Origin of the sequence: Vogesella indigofera, assembly GCF_003633895.1 — a bacterium.
In the GTDB taxonomy this organism is placed as follows: Bacteria; Pseudomonadota; Gammaproteobacteria; order Burkholderiales; family Chromobacteriaceae; genus Vogesella; species Vogesella indigofera.
Window position 1 is genome coordinate 140,006 of the sequence record NZ_RBID01000013.1, and the last position, 15,428, is coordinate 155,433.

Below are 15,428 nucleotides of genomic sequence, written 5' to 3' on the forward strand. Positions count from 1 at the left end.
GACAGCTCAGGCCGACCTGCTGCCCAAAGGAGGCGCCAGCTTCCCCCCACAAATCCCGCGTGACCGCCGTCCCCTTCTGCCGCACAATCCCGCCATCGCTGCCCTTGCGGCCAACCTTTGCCTGCCCCGACATGACCGATCACACTTCCGATGACTTCCAGTGGCTGGAAAGCCTCGATGACGCCGCCGTGCTGGAATGGGTGGCGCGCCAGAACGACGCCACCCGTGCCCTGCTCGACAGCGACCCGCGCTTTGCCTCGCTGCAACAATCCATCCTCGCCAACCTGCGCGATACGCGGCAGATTCCGTTTTTTGCCGAGTACGACGGCTGGCTGTACAACTTCCACCAGGACGGCGAGCATCCGCGCGGCATCTACCGCCGCTGCACCCTGGACGCCTACCGCGCCAATTCGCAGGACTGGCAGACGGTGCTGGACATCGATGCGCTGGCAGAGGCGGAAGAGGTGGACTGGTATCTGGACGGCGTGGCGCACTACACCGAGCAGCCGGCGCGCGCGCTGCTGAGCCTGACACCGGGCGGCTCCGACGCCACCATCAGCCGCGAGTACGACGTCGAGGCGCAGGCCTTCGTCGCCGGCGGCTTCAGCTTCCCCTACGGCAAGAACCACATCGCGTGGCGCGATCTGGACAGCGTGTTCGTGTGCCCGGCGTGGGACGAATCGCAACTGACCCGCGCCGGTTATCCGCGCGAGGTGTGGCTGCTGCATCGTGGCCAGGGCTGGAACGAGGCGCAGTGCCTGCTGCAGCTGGACGATGAGGCGATGATGGCGGCGGCGTGGCGTTTTCTCGACGCCGACGGCACGCCCTTCGACATGATCGAGGCCTCCGACAGCTTCTACAGCAAGACCTACCACCACGTTGCGGCCAACCTTGCGCTGACCGCGCTGCCGCTGCCGCCGCGTGCCGAGATCGAGGCCTACAGCCACGGCGACCTGATCGTGAAGCTGGCCGAGGACTGGGCGGTTAATGGACAAGACTACGCCGCCGGCAGCCTGCTGGCGGTGGCCTGCGACGCGGCCAACGGCAAGGTTGGCCGCATCCAGCCGCTGTTCGTGCCCGGCGCGCGGCAGTCGGTGGAGATGGTGGAGGCGACGCTGCACCTGCTGGCCATCATCGTGATCGACAACGTGAAGAGCCGCCTCGTGACCCTGCGCCGCCAGGGCGCCGACTGGCTGCCGCACGCCAACCCGCTGCCCACCGGCGGGGTGATCGAGTTCGCCGACCAGCCGTGGCAAAGCGACCTCTTGTACTACAGCTACAGCGATTTCCTGACCCCGGCCGCGCTGTACCGGCTGGATCTGCTGGCTGGGGGCGAGCCCGAGGTGCTGCGCGCGCAGCCGCTGGCCTTCGACGCGAGCGGTTATGTGGCCGAGCAGCTGCACGCGACCGCCGCAGACGGCACCGAGATCCCCTACTTCATCGTCCATCGCGGCGGCCTCACCCGTGACGGCAGCGCGCCGACGCTGCTGTACGGCTACGGCGGCTTCGAGGTGCCGATGATGCCCTACTACATGGACAATTTCGGCCCGCAGTGGCTGGAAAAGGGCGGCGTGTTCGTGGTCGCCAACATCCGCGGCGGCGGCGAGTTCGGCCCCGCCTGGCACCAGGCGGCGCAGGGCATCCACCGCCAGGTCAGCTTCGACGATTTCATCGCGGTGGCGGAAGACCTGATCGCACGCGGCATCACCAGCGCGCGGCGCCTCGGCATCGAGGGCGGCAGCAACGGCGGCCTGCTGGTCGGCGCCTGCATGGTGCAGCGCCCGGAGCTGTTCAACGCGGTGGTGTGCGAGGTGCCGCTGCTGGACATGCTGCGCTACACCGAGCTCTTGGCCGGCGCCAGCTGGATCGACGAGTACGGCGATCCGCAGGACGAGGACGAGCGCGCGGCGCTGGCGGCGTACTCGCCCTACCACCATGTCCGCGCCGACGCACACTACCCGCTGGCGCTGTTCACCACCAGCAGCAAGGACGACCGCGTGCATCCGGCGCACGCGCGCAAGATGGTGGCGCGCATGCAGTCCTTCGGCCACCAAGTGCTGTTCCTCGAAACCAGCGGCGGCGGCCATGGTGGCAATACCGGCCAGGAGCAAACCGCCGAGGAGCTGGCGCGGGTGCTGGTCTATCTGTACCGCCAGCTGATGGATTGACCCCTTGCGGCCAACCTTGCGCTGGCCGCGAACCCACAGCCCCGTTACCATAGCCCGGCCCGTTTGCCGGGCTTTTCTTCACCTCTACACTCCGGAACGTTCATGAAGATCGTCGTCCTCGGTGCCGGCGTGGTCGGCGTCGCCAGTGCCTGGTACCTGTCCCGCGCCGGGCACGAGGTCACCGTCATCGACCGCCAGGGTGCCGCCGCGCAGGAAACCAGCTTCGCCAATGGCGGCCAGATCGCGGTGTCGCACGCCGAGCCGTGGGCCAATCCGGCCACGCCGCGCAAGATCTGGCAGTGGCTGGGGCAGGAGGACGCGCCGCTGCTGCTGCGCCTGCGTGCCGATCCGGCGCTGTGGCGCTGGAGCTGGCGCTTCCTGCTGGAGTGCCGCGCACGGCGCACCCGCGCCAACATCGGCCCGATCACCACGCTGGCGCAGTACAGCCGCAGCTGCCTGCAGGCGCTGCGCGCCGAACTGGCACCACAGGGCGGCCTGCACTACGACCAGCTGCAGCGCGGCATCCTGCACCTGTACACCGACGCGCGGGAGTTCGAGCAGGCGCTGCACGCCGCCGACATCATGCGCGACTACGGCTGCGACCGCCGCCCGCTGACGGCGGACGAGTGCGTGGCGATCGAGCCGGCGCTGGCCAGTGCCCGCGGCCAGCTGGTGGGCGGCGATTTCTCCGCCGAGGACGAATCCGGCGACGCGCAGCGCTTCACCAGCCAGCTGGCAGCATTCTGCCGCCGCGCCGGCGTCCGCTTCCGCCTCGACACCGTCATCCGCCGACTGGAGCGCGACGGCGACCGCATCGTCGCCGCGCACACCGACAGCGGCGAGCGCATCACCGCCGACGGCTTCGTGCTGGCGCTGGGCAGCTACAGCCCACAACTGTTGCGCCCGCTGGGGCTGTCCTTGCCCGTCATTCCGGCCAAGGGCTACTCCGCCACGCTGACGCTGCCGGATGACAGCGTCGCGCCGGTGACCAGCCTCACCGACGACCAGTACAAACTGGTGTTCTCGCGGCTGGGACAGCGGCTGCGCATCGCCGGCACCGCCGAATTCGCCGGCTTCGACCTCGCGCTCAACCCGGTGCGCTGCGACGCGCTGTTGCGCCGCACGCGACAGCTGTTCCCCGAGCTGCGCGACAGCGCGCCGCCGGAATTCTGGTGCGGGCTACGGCCGGTGACGCCGTCCAGCGTGCCCTTCATCGGCGCCAGCCGCTACCGCAACCTGTGGCTGAACACCGGCCACGGCACGCTGGGCTGGACCATGGCCTGCGGCTCCGGCCGGCTGCTGGCCGACCTGATCGCCGGCCGCACCCCGGACATCGCCTTCCCCGCCCCCGCGCTGTGAGCGCCTGTTCACGGTCTGCGGCGGCGGATCTCAATGGGGCGATAACGCGTTAAGAACGGCGGCGGCATGCTGCTTCTGTCCAGCTAAACGCTGCTTCCTCAGCCGTTTTCGCCTTGTCTCGCCTGAGCGTGCGAGATCGTGAACGCGCGCTAAGCGGCGGGTGCGCGCGGCGGCAAAGGTTGGCCGCAACGCGGCGGCTGCCTTACCATGCTGCCATCGCCCACCCGAGACCCGCCGCACCATGTCGCACCACCCCAACCAGTTCGACCTGTTCCGCACCCGGCGCTTCCTGCCGCTGTTCATCACCCAGTTTTTCGGCGCCTTCAACGACAACCTGCTGAAAAACGCGGTGATCGTGCTGATCAACTTCCACGGCATGAAGATGCTGGGGCTGGCGCCGGAGCTGATGATCCAGCTGGCGGCGGCGCTGTTCATCCTGCCCTTCTTCCTGTTCTCCGCCACCGCCGGCCAGCTGTGCGAGAAGTACGACAAGGCCGCCATCGCGCGGCTGGTGAAACAGGCGGAAATCGCCATCATGCTGCTGGCGGCGCTGGGCTTCTGGCGACACGACGGCGTGATCCTGATGTCCACCATCTTCCTGATGGGGGTGCACTCCACCCTGTTCGGGCCGCTGAAGTTCAGCGTGCTGCCGCAATACCTGCGCCCCGGCGAGCTGGTCGGCGGCAACGGCCTGATCGAGATGGGCACCTTCGTGTCCATCATACTCGGCCAGGTGGCCGGCACCGTGCTGGTCAATGCCGACGACAGCCGCATCAGCATCGTGCTGGCGCTGCTGGGCTGCGCGCTGGCCGGCCTGGCCGCGGCGCGGGCGATGCCGCCGGCGGCGCCGACCGCCGCCGCGCTGCCGATAGACTGGAACTTTGCGCGCCAGACCTGGGGCATCGTGCGCCACGCCAAACAGAGCCGGCCGGTATGGCTCAGCCTGCTGGGCATTTCCTGGTTCTGGTTCCTCGGCGCCATCTACCTGTCCAAGCTGCCGACCTACGCCTCCGACGTGCTCGGCGGCGACGCCACGGTGTACACGCTGCTGATGACGCTGTTTTCGCTCGGCGTCGGCACCGGCTCGATGCTGTGCGAGCGGCTGTCCGGGCGCAAGGTGGAACTGGGGCTGGTGCCGTTCGGCTCGCTGGGGCTGTGCCTGTTCGGCATCGACCTGTACTTCGCCACCCCGCCGCAGGCGGCCGCCACGCTGGACTGGCTGGCCTTCATCGCCGGCGCCGGCAACTGGCGGCTGATGGCCGATTTCGCGCTGATCGGCGTGTTCGGCGGTTTCTACATCGTGCCGCTGTACGCGCTGGTGCAGTCACGCTCGGCGCCGGAATTCCGCTCGCGTGCCATTGCCGCCAACAACATCCTCAACTCGCTGTTCATGGTGGTGTCGGCGGCGTTTGCCGCGGTGCTGGCGGCGAACGGTGTCAGCATCCCGACGGTGCTGCTGATCGCGGCGCTGCTCAACCTGGTGGTGGCCGCCTACATCTACAGCCTGCTGCCGGAATTCCTGATGCGCTTCGTGATCTGGCTGCTGACCCACACCCTGTACCGCGTGCGCCACCACGGGCTGGAGCAGATTCCGGAGCATGGCCCCTGCGTACTGGTGTGCAACCACGTCAGCTTCATGGACGCGCTGATCCTCGCCGGCGCGGTGCGCCGGCCGATCCGCTTCGTGATGGATCACCACATCTTCCGCACCCCGCTGCTCGGCTTCGTGTTCCGCACCGCGCGCGCCATCCCGATCGCACCGGCGAAGGAAGACCCGCACGCCAAGGCGCGCGCCTTCGACGAGGTGGCGGCCGCGCTGGCCGCCGGCGAGGTGGTGTGCATCTTCCCGGAGGGCAAGCTCACCCACGATGGCGAGATCAGCCTGTTCAAGCTCGGCATCGAGGAGATCGTGGCGCGCACGCCGGTGCCGGTGGTGCCGATGGCGCTGTGCGGCATGTGGGGCAGCTTTTTCTCGCGCCGCTACGGCAAGGCGATGCTGAGCTGGCCGCGCCGCTTCTGGTCGCGCATCGCGCTGAAGGCGGCGCCGGCGCTGGCGGCGAGCGAGGTCAGCGCCGCGGCGCTGCAGCAGACGGTCAGTGAATTGCGTGGCGACTGGCGCTGAGCGCCTGTTCACGATCGGCTACGCTTCGTGCAACGTTGCGCGGTGAGTACGGCTTCGGCATGCGGGCTGATCTTCAGATAAAGGCCGCTTCCCCAGTCGTTTTCGCCTTGTCTCGCGCGAGCGTGCGAAATCGTGAACACGCGCCAGGGCACCTAAAAATTTGATCACAATCAGGTGCCGTGGCTTGCCGCCGGCGGCCAGCTGTGCCAAAGTGTCAAACATAATCAACATGTTGTAGAAAATAACACCACAGAGGAGCGTTCAATGTCCAACGCCAACGATATCGTCCTGTTCCATCAGCAGGACATCACCCCGGACTCGTTCTCCGCGCCGCTGGAGCGCCGCCTGGCCGGTGAGTGCCAGCAAACCGTCGAGATGCACTACAGCGATCCGACCGGCCAGTTCCACGCCGGCCTGTGGTCCGGCGGCGTCGGCGCGTGGCGGGTGAAGTACACCGAGTGCGAGTTCTGCACCCTGCTGGAAGGCCGCGTGCGCATGCACGACGACCACGGCGGCATGGTCGAGATCGTCGCCGGCCAGCACTTCGTGATTCCGGAAGGCTTCGAGGGCATCTGGGAAGTGGTGGAGCCGGCGAAGAAGACCTTCGCCGTGTTCGAGGAAGACCGCCTGGCGCGCAAGGACTGAGCCAGATCGCGCACAAGGTTGGCCGCAGCGGCGATGCGGCCAACCTTGAGTGTTTTGAGCGCGGCGCCGGCGCGAATTACCGCGAAACGCCCAACAAAAACCCCTGCCTCAGGCAGGGGTTTTTGCTTGCCGGCACCGCGTGACGCGGCACCGTGTCAGAATTTCTCGTTCTCGGTCAGGTAGCGCCACTGCCCCTGCTGCAGCTCGCCCAGCCGCACGCGGCCGATGCGGATGCGGCGCACCGCCTTCACCTGCAGCCCGGCCGCGGCGCACATGCGCTGGATGTGGCGGCGCTGCACTTCGCGCAGCACGAAGCACAGCTGGCTGTCGCTCTGGCGGCTGACGCGCAGCGCGGTCAGCCTGTCGCCGTCGCTGTTGACGCCGGCCTTCAGCGCGGCGAGGCCGGCGTCGTCCAGCGGTCGGTCGATCCACACCAGGAATTCCTGCTCGCAGTCGCCGGACAGCAGCTTGCGCGACACGCGGCCATCCTGGGTCAGCACCAGCAGGCCGGAGGCATCGACATCCAGCCGCCCGGCGGCGGCGAGGTGCAGCTGGTGCTTGCGCAAGAAGGTGTAGCCGGAGCGGTCGGATGGCGACAGGGTGTCGGCCTTGATCAACTGCCACGCCGGGCGCTCGCCGGACATCTCCGCCGCGCCGCTGACATAGCCGACCGGCTTGTGCAGCAGCAGGGTGACGCGCTCGGCCTGCTCGTTCAGCGCGCGCGCCTCCAGCTCGATGCGCTGCTCCGGACGCACGCGGCTGCCGAGCACGTCGACCACCACGCCATCGACCTTGACCAGCCCCTGCTCGATGAATTCGTCGGCCTCGCGGCGGGAGCACAGGCCGAGTTCGGTCATGCGTTTGGAAAGGCGGATGGTGTCGTCGGACATGGCGGCAATCTGAGTGAGGGAATCGGGCAACGATTATCCGCTGTTTTGCCGCCGCTGTGCGGCCAACGTTGGCCGCACCCGGCAGAAAACCAGCCGTGCCAGACGGCAAAAAGCCGCGACGGCAGCCGGTGTGGCCATCCGTCGCGGCTCGCCGCTCTGCCGGCTCAGGCCTGGGCTATGCTCTGCCGGATCTGCTCGATACCGGCCGGATCGTCGAGCGTGGTCAGGTCGCCCGGATCACGGCCTTCGGCCAGTGCCTGGATCGAGCGGCGCAGCACCTTGCCGGAGCGGGTCTTGGGCAGCTGGTTGACGAAGTACACCCGCGCCGGGTTGGCGATCGCGCCCAGCTGCGCCGCCACCTGCGCGATCACTTCCTTCTCCAGCTTGGCACGGCTGGCCGGATCGTCCAGCAGCGCCGGGTTTTTCACCACCGCAAACGCCTTCGGCACCTGGCCCTTGAGGCTGTCTTCCACGCCCACCACCGCCACTTCGGCAATGGCGCTGTGGCCGGCAACGGCTTCCTCGATCTCGCGGGTGCCGAGACGGTGGCCGGCGACGTTGATCACGTCGTCGGTGCGGCCGAGGATGGTGAAGTAGCCGTCAGCATCCTTGATGCCCCAGTCGAAGCTGGAGTACACCAGCTGGTCCGGGAACAGGCTGAAGTAGGTGTCGACGAAGCGCTGGTCCTGCTGCCAGATGGTGCTCATGCAGCCCGGCGGCAGCGGTGGGATCACCCCGATCACGCCCTTCTCGCCGGGGCCGACCTCCTCGCCGGTGGCCTCGTTGAACAGCTTGACGTTGAAGCCGTACACCGGCAGGCCGGGGCTACCGAACTTGACCGCCTTGGGCTCCACGCCGTTGCACAGCGTCAGCATTGGCCAGCCGGTTTCGGTCTGCCAGTAGTTGTCCAGCACCGGCACCTGCAATTCGGCGGCGATCCAGCTGGCGGTCGGCTCGTCCAGCGGCTCGCCGGCGAGGAACAGCGCGCGCAGGCTGGAGAGATCGTATTTATGCAGCCACGCCGGGTCCTGCTTTTTCAGCACGCGGATGGCGGTCGGCGCCGAGAACATCACCGTGACCTTGTACTTTTCCACCAGCTGCCACCAGATGCCGGCGTCGGGGCGGATCGGCAGCCCTTCGTACACCAGCGTGGTCATGCCGTTCAGCAGCGGGCCGTACACGATGTAGGAGTGGCCGACCACCCAGCCGATGTCGGAGGTGGAGAAGTAGCACTCGCCCGGCTGGCCGCCGTAGATGTAGTCCATGCTCGCCGCCAGCGCCACCGCGTAGCCGCCGGTGTCGCGCTGCACGCCTTTCGGTTTGCCGGTGGTGCCGGAGGTGTACAGGATGTAGCTGGGGTGATTGGACTCCACCCACGTCACCTCGGCGCGCTCGTGCAGGTGCTGTTCGCGCAGCGCGGCGTAGTCGAGGTCGCGCCCCGGCTTCATCATCGGCGCCTCGGCCAGGCCACGATTGACCACGATCACCTTGCCCGGCGCGCTGCTGCCGGCCAGCGTCAACGCCTCGTCCACCAGCGGCTTGTAGGCGATCACCTTGCCGCCGCGCAGGCCGGCGTCGGCGGTGACCATCACCTTGGGCGTGGCATCCTCGATGCGGGTGGCGAGGCTGGCGGAGGCGAAGCCGCCGAACACCACCGAGTGGATGGCGCCCAGGCGCACCGTGGCCAGCATCGCGAAGATCGCCTCCGGGATCATCGGCATGTAGATCAGCACCCGGTCCCCCTTGCCCACGCCCTGCGCCTGCAGGATGGCGGCGAAACGCGCCACTTCCTCGTGCAGCTGCGCGTAGCTGTACTGCAGCTCGGCGCCGGTCTCGCTGGACACGTACACCAGCGCCGCCTGCTCGCCGCGCGCGGCCAGGTGGCGGTCGACGGCGTTGTAGCAGAGGTTGGTCTCGCCGCCGGCGAACCAGTCGCGGAACGGCGGCTGGTCGTACTGCAGCGCCTTGTCGAACGGCTTGTGCCAGTGGATGCGTTGCGCCTGCTCTGCCCAGAAGCCGGCCGGGTCGTCGATGGAGCGGCGATGGAAGTCGTGGTACGAGGTCATGTCGGGGTCTCTCTTGTGTCTGCCGCGTCTGGCGCGCGGTCTGGCGTCAAACAACCAAGCGGTTGCTTGTCAGACAAATTAAGCCCTTTGACGGGCAAGGTCAATGCGCACGCCCCCTGCCGGCGACCCGCGCGAAATTGGACGTTGCGGAAATGCCGAGCCGGCGCCGCATTCCGCCCGCCATTCGCCGGCGATGCCGCCGACTGGCCTTGCACAACACTGGTCGAAAGCGGGGCAGATGCGGTACGCTGTAACGCTAGGAAAACGCCCGCAGGACAGGACAAAGCCATGGACATCAAACATTACATGAACGTCGTCGGCCAGGCCGCGCGCAAGGCCAGCCGCGCCATCGCCCGTGCCGACACCAACCAGAAGAACAAGGCGCTGCTGGCCATCGCCGACGCCATCGAGCGCGATCTGGAACGGCTGGTTGCGGCCAACATGGTGGATCTGGAAAACGCGCGCCAGAACGGACTGGAAGAAGCGCTGATCGACCGCCTGACGCTGTCGGAAAAAACCGTGCGCGGCATGGCCGAGGGCCTGCGCCAGATCGCGGCACTGCCGGATCCGGTCGGCGAAATGGACGACTTCACCTACCGTCCGTCCGGCATCCAGCTGGGCAAGATGCGCGTGCCGCTGGGCGTGGTCGGCATCATCTACGAGGCGCGCCCGAACGTGACCGCCGACGCCGCCGGCCTGTGCCTGAAATCCGGCAACGCGGTGATCCTGCGCGGCGGCTCGGAGGCGTTCAACAGCAACCAGGCCATCGCCGCCTGCGTGCACGAGGGCCTGCGCGTGGCCGACCTGCCGCTGCACGCGGTGCAGGTGCTGGAAACCACCGACCGCGCCGCGGTGGGCGAGCTGATCACCATGAGCGAATTCGTCGACGTGATCGTGCCGCGCGGCGGCAAGGGCCTGATCGAGCGCATCAGCCGCGAGGCGCGGGTGCCGGTGATCAAGCATCTGGACGGCAACTGCCACGTCTACATCGACGACACCGCCAATCCGGACAAGGCGTTCAACATCGCGCTGAACGCCAAGACCCACCGCTATGGCACCTGCAACACCATGGAAACCCTGCTGGTGCACACCGCGTTTGCCGAGTTCATCCTGCCAAGGTTGGCCGCGGCGTACTGGGAAAAAGGCGTCGAGCTGCGCGGCTGCGAGCGCACCCAGGGCATCCTCGGCGACAAGGTGGTCGCCGCCACCGAGGCCGACTGGGAAACCGAATACCTGGCGCCGGTGCTGGCGATCAAGGTGGTCGGCGGCATCGACGACGCCATCGAGCACATCAACCACTACGGCAGCCACCACACCGACGCCATCGTCACCGATGACTACGGCCGCGCGCGCCGCTTCCTGCGCGAGGTGGATTCCGCCAGCGTGATGGTGAACGCCAGCACCCGCTTTGCCGATGGCTTCGAGTACGGCCTCGGCGCCGAGATCGGCATCTCCACCGACAAGATCCACGCCCGCGGCCCGGTCGGCCTGCACGGCCTCACCAGCCAGAAGTGGATCGTGCTCGGCGACGGCCAGATCCGCCAGTAAGTCAGCATCAGCCTCCCCCCCGATGCGCCGCCGGCAGCCCTGCCCGCGGCGCATTGTCTTGCCCGCCAGCCGTTGCCGCGTCTGCCGCTGCCAGGTGCGCCACTGCTCCACAGCCGGCTGTGGATAAGCTGTGCACAATACTGGCCACAGCGCGCAATGCTGTGGCCGCTGGCGATGAGCACGCGCAAAAACCGGCCGTCACGCGCCAATAACCGCTTTGCCGACAAGCACTTGCCGACAGCGGCAGGCCGGCACAGGCGAGCGTGGCCCCTCCCCGTCACAGTGCTACAGTGAAAACAGGGGGCTGTGGACAAGCCGACAGGACAAACCCCGTTTTTGGCAGCAATGCGCAGTTTATTTCCATTTTTTGAAACAATGTCCCGCCATGCGGAACAAAATACTTGCCCTGCATTACCGCACAGGCATAATCGTCTGGCCCGTTGGCACCGCGCTTGCGCCCCGCCATCCCGTTCAGGAGTCGTGCATGTACCCAGTCGTACCCAATACCGAACAGAGCCAGTGGCTGCGCGAGCGCGGCTGTCGTGACGTGGAGCTGTGCTTTGCCGATGTCAGCGGCTTTGCCCGCGGCAAGACGCTGCCGCGCGAGGCCTTCATCAGTGGCCAGACGCTGCGTATCGCGCGCGCGGTGGCGATCCAGAGCTGCGTCGGCGAATTCCCCGACTACCGCTTCTACGGCGAGAACGACCCCGACGCCACGCTGCGCCCGGACATGGCCACGCTGCGCCCGGTGCCGTGGGCCAGCACGCCGCGTGCGCTGGTGCTGTGCGACTGTGTCGATCTGGACGGCGCGCTGACCCCGTTCGCGCCGCGCTCGGCGCTGAAGCGGGTGCTGGCCGGCTACGCCGCGCGCGGGCTGCAGCCGGTGGTGGCACCGGAGCTGGAGTTCTACATCTTTGCGGCCAACCCTGATCCGGCGCAGCCGTTCCAGGCACCGCCGCTGCGCAGCGGCCGGCGCGAGGTTGGCTTCGACTCGTTCAGCTTCACCACCCTCAACGATCTGGAAGCGTTCTTCGATGACGTCTACCGCGGCTGCGAGCTGCTCGGCATCGCCACCGATACCTGGGTACACGAGATGGGCCCCAGCCAGTTCGAGATCAACCTCAAGCACGGCGACGCGCTGGCGCTGGCTGACCAGACCTTTTTGTTCAAGACCCTGCTCAAGGAAACCGGCAACCGCCACGGCCTGAACGTGGTGTGCATGGCCAAGCCGCTGGCCGGCCAGCCGGGCAGCTCGATGCACCTGCACCAGAGCCTGGTCGACCGCGACGGCAGCAACGTGTTCAGCGACCGCCACGGCAATGAGAGCGCGCTGTTCCACCACTTCATCGCCGGCCTGCAGGCCCATCTGCCCAAGCTGATGCCGCTGTTCTGCCCGAGTCCCAATTCCTACCGCCGCTTCGTCAAGGGGCTGGCGGCACCGGTCAACGTGTCGTGGGGACTGGACAACCGCTCGGTCGGGCTGCGCATCCCGCAGGGCGGTCCGGAGGCACGGCGGGTGGAAAACCGCCTGCCCGGCTGCGACGCCAACCCCTACCTGTCGCTGGCGGCCAGCCTCGGCGCCGGCCTGCTCGGCATCGAGGACGGCCTGCAGCCGAGCGCACCGGCGCAGGGCAACGTGTTCAAGCAGGCGGACAGCGAGCTGCTGCCCAACACGCTGGACGCGGCGCTGGCGGCAATGCAGGGCGCCGACAGCGTCAGCCGCCTGTTCGGCGAGGCATTCAGCCTGGCCTATGCCGCGGTGAAGGAAGTGGAGTTGCAGCATTTTCACGGCGAGATCACGCCGTGGGAGCGCCGCTACCTGTCGCTACTGGCCTGACGGCAGCGGAAAACGACACAGGCCACGGCAATGCCGTGGCCTGTGCTGATCAAGACGGGATGGCGCTTACGCCGTAGCGGCCATTGGCGCCGCGGTGCGCTCGGCCAGCAGCGCGATGGCGTCGCTGCGCGTATGGCCCGGCATCTGCCGCTGCACTTCGATGATCCAGAATTCGACCTTCTGCCGGTCGCCACGCGCCAGGCGCAGCAGGGCACCGTAGGCCGGCCCGGTGAGGTGGACATCGTGTTGCAGCGACTGCGTCTGCGCGTGCATCGCATAGCGCGCCGTACCGGCACGGGCGGCGGCCTTGGACCTGGCCCGCTGCTGCGCCGGCTTGACAAAGAACAACCAGTACAGGGCAGCAAACACCAATAATGCAGAGAGAGCGAACCAAGCGAACACGGCATATCCTCCTGTAATAATGACAAGATTCTAATCTGCAATCGCTGGCGAACCTATCCGTGAAAACACCTATAAATGGCATGAGGGCCGGCCTTGCCAGCACCGCCCAGTCGCCGCGCCAGCCATTCCAATGACATGACCGGCGCGTTACACTGCCGCCTGGATCCGAACTCCCTCACCCGCAAAGGAGAAGTGCATGTACCAGCATCTGACGGTTGCCCTCGACGGCAGCCATAACGCCCGCCCGGCCCTGATCGAGGCGGTTCGTCTTGCCGCCGCCAGCAAGGCCCGCCTGTCCCTGGTGCATGTGGTGTCGCTGCACGATTTCGCCATCGAAAGCGTCGGCCTGCTCGACAGCGGCGCGCTGCAGGCGGAGGCTCGCGGTCGCGGCCAGGCCATCCTCGACGAGGCCGCCGACTACGCGCAGAAGATGGGGGTGACCCAGCCGGACTGCTTCCTGCTGGAGGCGCCGGAAGGCGGCAGCAGCATGACGCAGGCGCTGGTCGACTGCGCCACCCAGGTCGCCAGCGACCTGCTGGTGATCGGCACCCACGGCCACCGTGGCTGGCGTCACCTGCTGATGGGCAGCTTTGCCGAGGAAATCATGCGCAAGACCACGCTGCCACTGCTGGTGGTGCGCAACCCGGAAGACGACGACAACCCGCTGCCGAGCATAGGCTGAGGGTTCAGTACCGGTTCACCATTGTCTGCGACGGGTCGCAACGGGGCGATCCGGCATTGAAAACGGCGGTGGCATGCGGCTTGACCGCAAGGTAAACGCCGCTTGCTCGGCCGTTTTCGGCTTGTCTCGCGTGAGTTCGCGAGAGCGTGGGCACGCGCTCAGGCAGAGGCGTGGCGCTGCGCGAAGATGAAGAACTCGCGGTTGCCGTCGCCGCCCTTGATCGGGCTGTCGAACCAGTCCAGCCGCTGGAAGCCCAGTTCGGCCACCAGCGCACTGATCCTCTGCTCCACCCCGGCGTACAGCTGCGCGTCGCGCACGATGCCGCCGTGGCCCAGCCCTTCGCGGCCAACCTCGAACTGCGGCTTGACCAGGCTCAGCAGGTAGCCGCCCGGCCGGATCAGCGGCAGCGCCGACGGGTACACCAGCGCCAGCGAGATGAACGACACGTCGCACACCATCAGGTCGAACGGCGCGCCGTCATTGGCGGCCAGCAGCGCCGCGTGGTCCAGCGCGCGGGCGTTGACACCCTCGAAGGCGACGATGCGCGGATCGGCGGCCAACCTTGGCGCCAGCTGGTCATGGCCGACATCGACCCCTACCACCCGCCGCGCGCCGGCCTGCAGCAGGCAATCGGAAAAGCCGCCGGTAGACTGGCCGACATCCAGTGCCGTCCAGCCGTCGATCCGCAAACCGGCCTGCGCCAGCGCCCCGGCCATCTTCAGCCCGCCGCGCGACACGTAGCGGTCGGCCTCGTCCGGCACGATCACGAAACGGCTGTCGGCCGGCAGCTTCTGGCTGGCCTTGCCGATGTCGCGCAACTGGCCGCCGTCGTCGACACTGACCCGCCCGGCGGCAATCAGCGCCTGCGCCGCGGTGCGCGATGGCGCCAGACCCAGCTCGACCAGTAACAAATCAACACGTTGCATCAGGCGCACTCCACAAACAGGCAATCGGGCGGCAAGGGTGCGCAATGCACCGCGGGCTGTCAAGACTGCCGCAGTGCCACCATAAGATGCGATGATGGCCGCAGCCATGGCCACAAGGAGAACAAAATGGACACCCTGACACTGGAACCGCACGCGGTACGCGTCCTCGGCGCGCTGATCGAGAAACAGGCGCTGACCCCGGACAGCTATCCGCTGACCCTCAACGCGCTGCTGGCCGCCTGCAACCAGCTGACCAGCCGCGAGCCGGTGCTGCAGCTGAGCGAGGCCGATCTCAGCGCCACGCTGGACAGCCTGCTCGCTGCCAAGCTGGTCAACGAGCGCCTGCCGGCCGGTAGCCGTGTCGCCAAGTACGAACACCGCCTCAACTACGCGTGGAACATCGACGGCGCCAGGTTGGCCGCACTGGCGCTGCTGATGCTGCGTGGCGCGCAGACCGCGGCCGAGCTGCGCACCCGTGCCGGACGCCTGTACAGCTTCGGCAGCGTCGAGGAGGTCGATACCGCGCTGAATGCGCTGGCCGACAAGTACCCGCCGCTGGTGCTGAAGCTGCCACGCCAGCCGGGCGAACGCGAGGCGCGCTGGGTGCACACCCTGCATCCGGTGGCCGTGGCCGCCGCCCCTGCGACGGCGAACGCCAGCGACGACAGTCTCGCCGAACGGGTCAGCGCGCTGGAACAGACCGTCGCCAGCCTGCTGCAACGCGTCGCCGAGCTGGAAGCCGGCGCCGGACAGGCGTAACATCGCCCCCCTTTTTCCGGAGAA

Annotated in this window: 12 protein-coding genes; 8 read left to right on the plus strand and 4 right to left on the minus strand. The window is 67.7% G+C overall.

The features are described from left to right. The first annotated feature begins 59 nt into the window (after positions 1 to 59). The 4 genes from C8E02_RS06820 (at position 60) to C8E02_RS06835 (ending at position 6,294) form a co-directional block, all read left to right on the plus strand. Positions 60 to 2,168 (plus strand): prolyl oligopeptidase family serine peptidase, encoded by a 2,109-nt coding sequence (locus C8E02_RS06820; RefSeq protein WP_245961094.1) that lies wholly within the window; start codon positions 60 to 62, stop codon positions 2,166 to 2,168. Between the two features lie 102 nt (positions 2,169 to 2,270). Then, positions 2,271 to 3,527: a D-amino acid dehydrogenase gene (locus C8E02_RS06825; protein ID WP_120810210.1), complete on the plus strand. Its 1,257-nt coding sequence runs from the start codon at positions 2,271 to 2,273 to the stop codon at positions 3,525 to 3,527. Positions 3,528 to 3,768: 241 nt separating this feature from the next. After that, positions 3,769 to 5,649 (plus strand): MFS transporter, encoded by a 1,881-nt coding sequence (locus tag C8E02_RS06830; RefSeq protein ID WP_120810211.1) that lies wholly within the window; start codon positions 3,769 to 3,771, stop codon positions 5,647 to 5,649. A 264-nt stretch (positions 5,650 to 5,913) separates the two neighbouring features. Beyond that, the gene (locus C8E02_RS06835) at positions 5,914 to 6,294 is read left to right on the plus strand and encodes a cupin domain-containing protein (RefSeq protein WP_047965956.1); all 381 of its coding nucleotides are present in this window, start codon (positions 5,914 to 5,916) and stop codon (positions 6,292 to 6,294) included. Between the two features lie 155 nt (positions 6,295 to 6,449). Here the strand turns inward: C8E02_RS06835 and C8E02_RS06840 are convergent, their stop codons facing one another. Then, entirely contained in the window at positions 6,450 to 7,184 is a 735-nt protein-coding gene (locus C8E02_RS06840) for a pseudouridine synthase (protein ID WP_120810212.1), read from the minus strand. 164 nt (positions 7,185 to 7,348) lie between these two features. After that, positions 7,349 to 9,250, minus strand: a complete 1,902-nt coding sequence (locus C8E02_RS06845; RefSeq protein ID WP_120810213.1) for a propionate--CoA ligase — start codon at positions 9,248 to 9,250, stop codon at positions 7,349 to 7,351. Positions 9,251 to 9,538: 288 nt separating this feature from the next. On the opposite strand from C8E02_RS06845, the gene C8E02_RS06850 reads away from it, so the two are divergent. Beyond that, positions 9,539 to 10,798, plus strand: coding sequence for a glutamate-5-semialdehyde dehydrogenase (locus C8E02_RS06850; protein WP_120810214.1), 1,260 nt, complete (start codon positions 9,539 to 9,541; stop codon positions 10,796 to 10,798). A gap of 484 nt (positions 10,799 to 11,282) precedes the next feature. Further along, a complete protein-coding gene (locus C8E02_RS06855) occupies positions 11,283 to 12,635 on the plus strand; it encodes a glutamine synthetase family protein (protein WP_120810215.1) in 1,353 nt (450 codons plus the stop codon). A gap of 66 nt (positions 12,636 to 12,701) precedes the next feature. Here C8E02_RS06855 and C8E02_RS06860 read toward each other — a convergent pair whose 3' ends face one another. Continuing rightward, the gene (locus C8E02_RS06860) at positions 12,702 to 13,037 is read right to left on the minus strand and encodes a hypothetical protein (RefSeq protein WP_147424467.1); all 336 of its coding nucleotides are present in this window, start codon (positions 13,035 to 13,037) and stop codon (positions 12,702 to 12,704) included. A gap of 196 nt (positions 13,038 to 13,233) precedes the next feature. Here C8E02_RS06860 and C8E02_RS06865 point away from each other — a divergent pair, with 196 nt between their 5' ends. Further along, positions 13,234 to 13,719 carry a universal stress protein gene (locus C8E02_RS06865; protein WP_120810217.1) on the plus strand — a complete coding sequence of 162 codons (486 nt, stop codon included), beginning with the start codon at positions 13,234 to 13,236 and terminating at the stop codon, positions 13,717 to 13,719. Between the two features lie 158 nt (positions 13,720 to 13,877). Here the strand turns inward: C8E02_RS06865 and C8E02_RS06870 are convergent, their stop codons facing one another. After that, a complete protein-coding gene (locus tag C8E02_RS06870; protein ID WP_120810390.1) occupies positions 13,878 to 14,645 on the minus strand; it encodes a TlyA family RNA methyltransferase in 768 nt (255 codons plus the stop codon). Between the two features lie 126 nt (positions 14,646 to 14,771). Here C8E02_RS06870 and C8E02_RS06875 point away from each other — a divergent pair, with 126 nt between their 5' ends. Then, the gene (locus C8E02_RS06875; RefSeq protein ID WP_120810218.1) at positions 14,772 to 15,404 is read left to right on the plus strand and encodes a YceH family protein; all 633 of its coding nucleotides are present in this window, start codon (positions 14,772 to 14,774) and stop codon (positions 15,402 to 15,404) included. Positions 15,405 to 15,428 lie beyond the last annotated feature (24 nt).

Excerpts from the sequence above, each read along its gene's own strand:
- C8E02_RS06825 (WP_120810210.1), top strand. The coding sequence starts at position 2,271 with ATGAAGATCGTCGTCCTCGGTGCCGGCGTGGTCGGCGTCGCCAGTGCC.
- C8E02_RS06830 (WP_120810211.1), top strand. The coding sequence starts at position 3,769 with ATGTCGCACCACCCCAACCAGTTCGACCTGTTCCGCACCCGGCGCTTC.
- C8E02_RS06835 (WP_047965956.1), top strand. The coding sequence starts at position 5,914 with ATGTCCAACGCCAACGATATCGTCCTGTTCCATCAGCAGGACATCACC.
- C8E02_RS06840 (WP_120810212.1), bottom strand. The coding sequence starts at position 7,184 with ATGTCCGACGACACCATCCGCCTTTCCAAACGCATGACCGAACTCGGC.
- C8E02_RS06845 (WP_120810213.1), bottom strand. The coding sequence starts at position 9,250 with ATGACCTCGTACCACGACTTCCATCGCCGCTCCATCGACGACCCGGCC.
- C8E02_RS06850 (WP_120810214.1), top strand. The coding sequence starts at position 9,539 with ATGGACATCAAACATTACATGAACGTCGTCGGCCAGGCCGCGCGCAAG.
- C8E02_RS06855 (WP_120810215.1), top strand. The coding sequence starts at position 11,283 with ATGTACCCAGTCGTACCCAATACCGAACAGAGCCAGTGGCTGCGCGAG.
- C8E02_RS06865 (WP_120810217.1), top strand. The coding sequence starts at position 13,234 with ATGTACCAGCATCTGACGGTTGCCCTCGACGGCAGCCATAACGCCCGC.
- C8E02_RS06870 (WP_120810390.1), bottom strand. The coding sequence starts at position 14,645 with ATGCAACGTGTTGATTTGTTACTGGTCGAGCTGGGTCTGGCGCCATCG.
- C8E02_RS06875 (WP_120810218.1), top strand. The coding sequence starts at position 14,772 with ATGGACACCCTGACACTGGAACCGCACGCGGTACGCGTCCTCGGCGCG.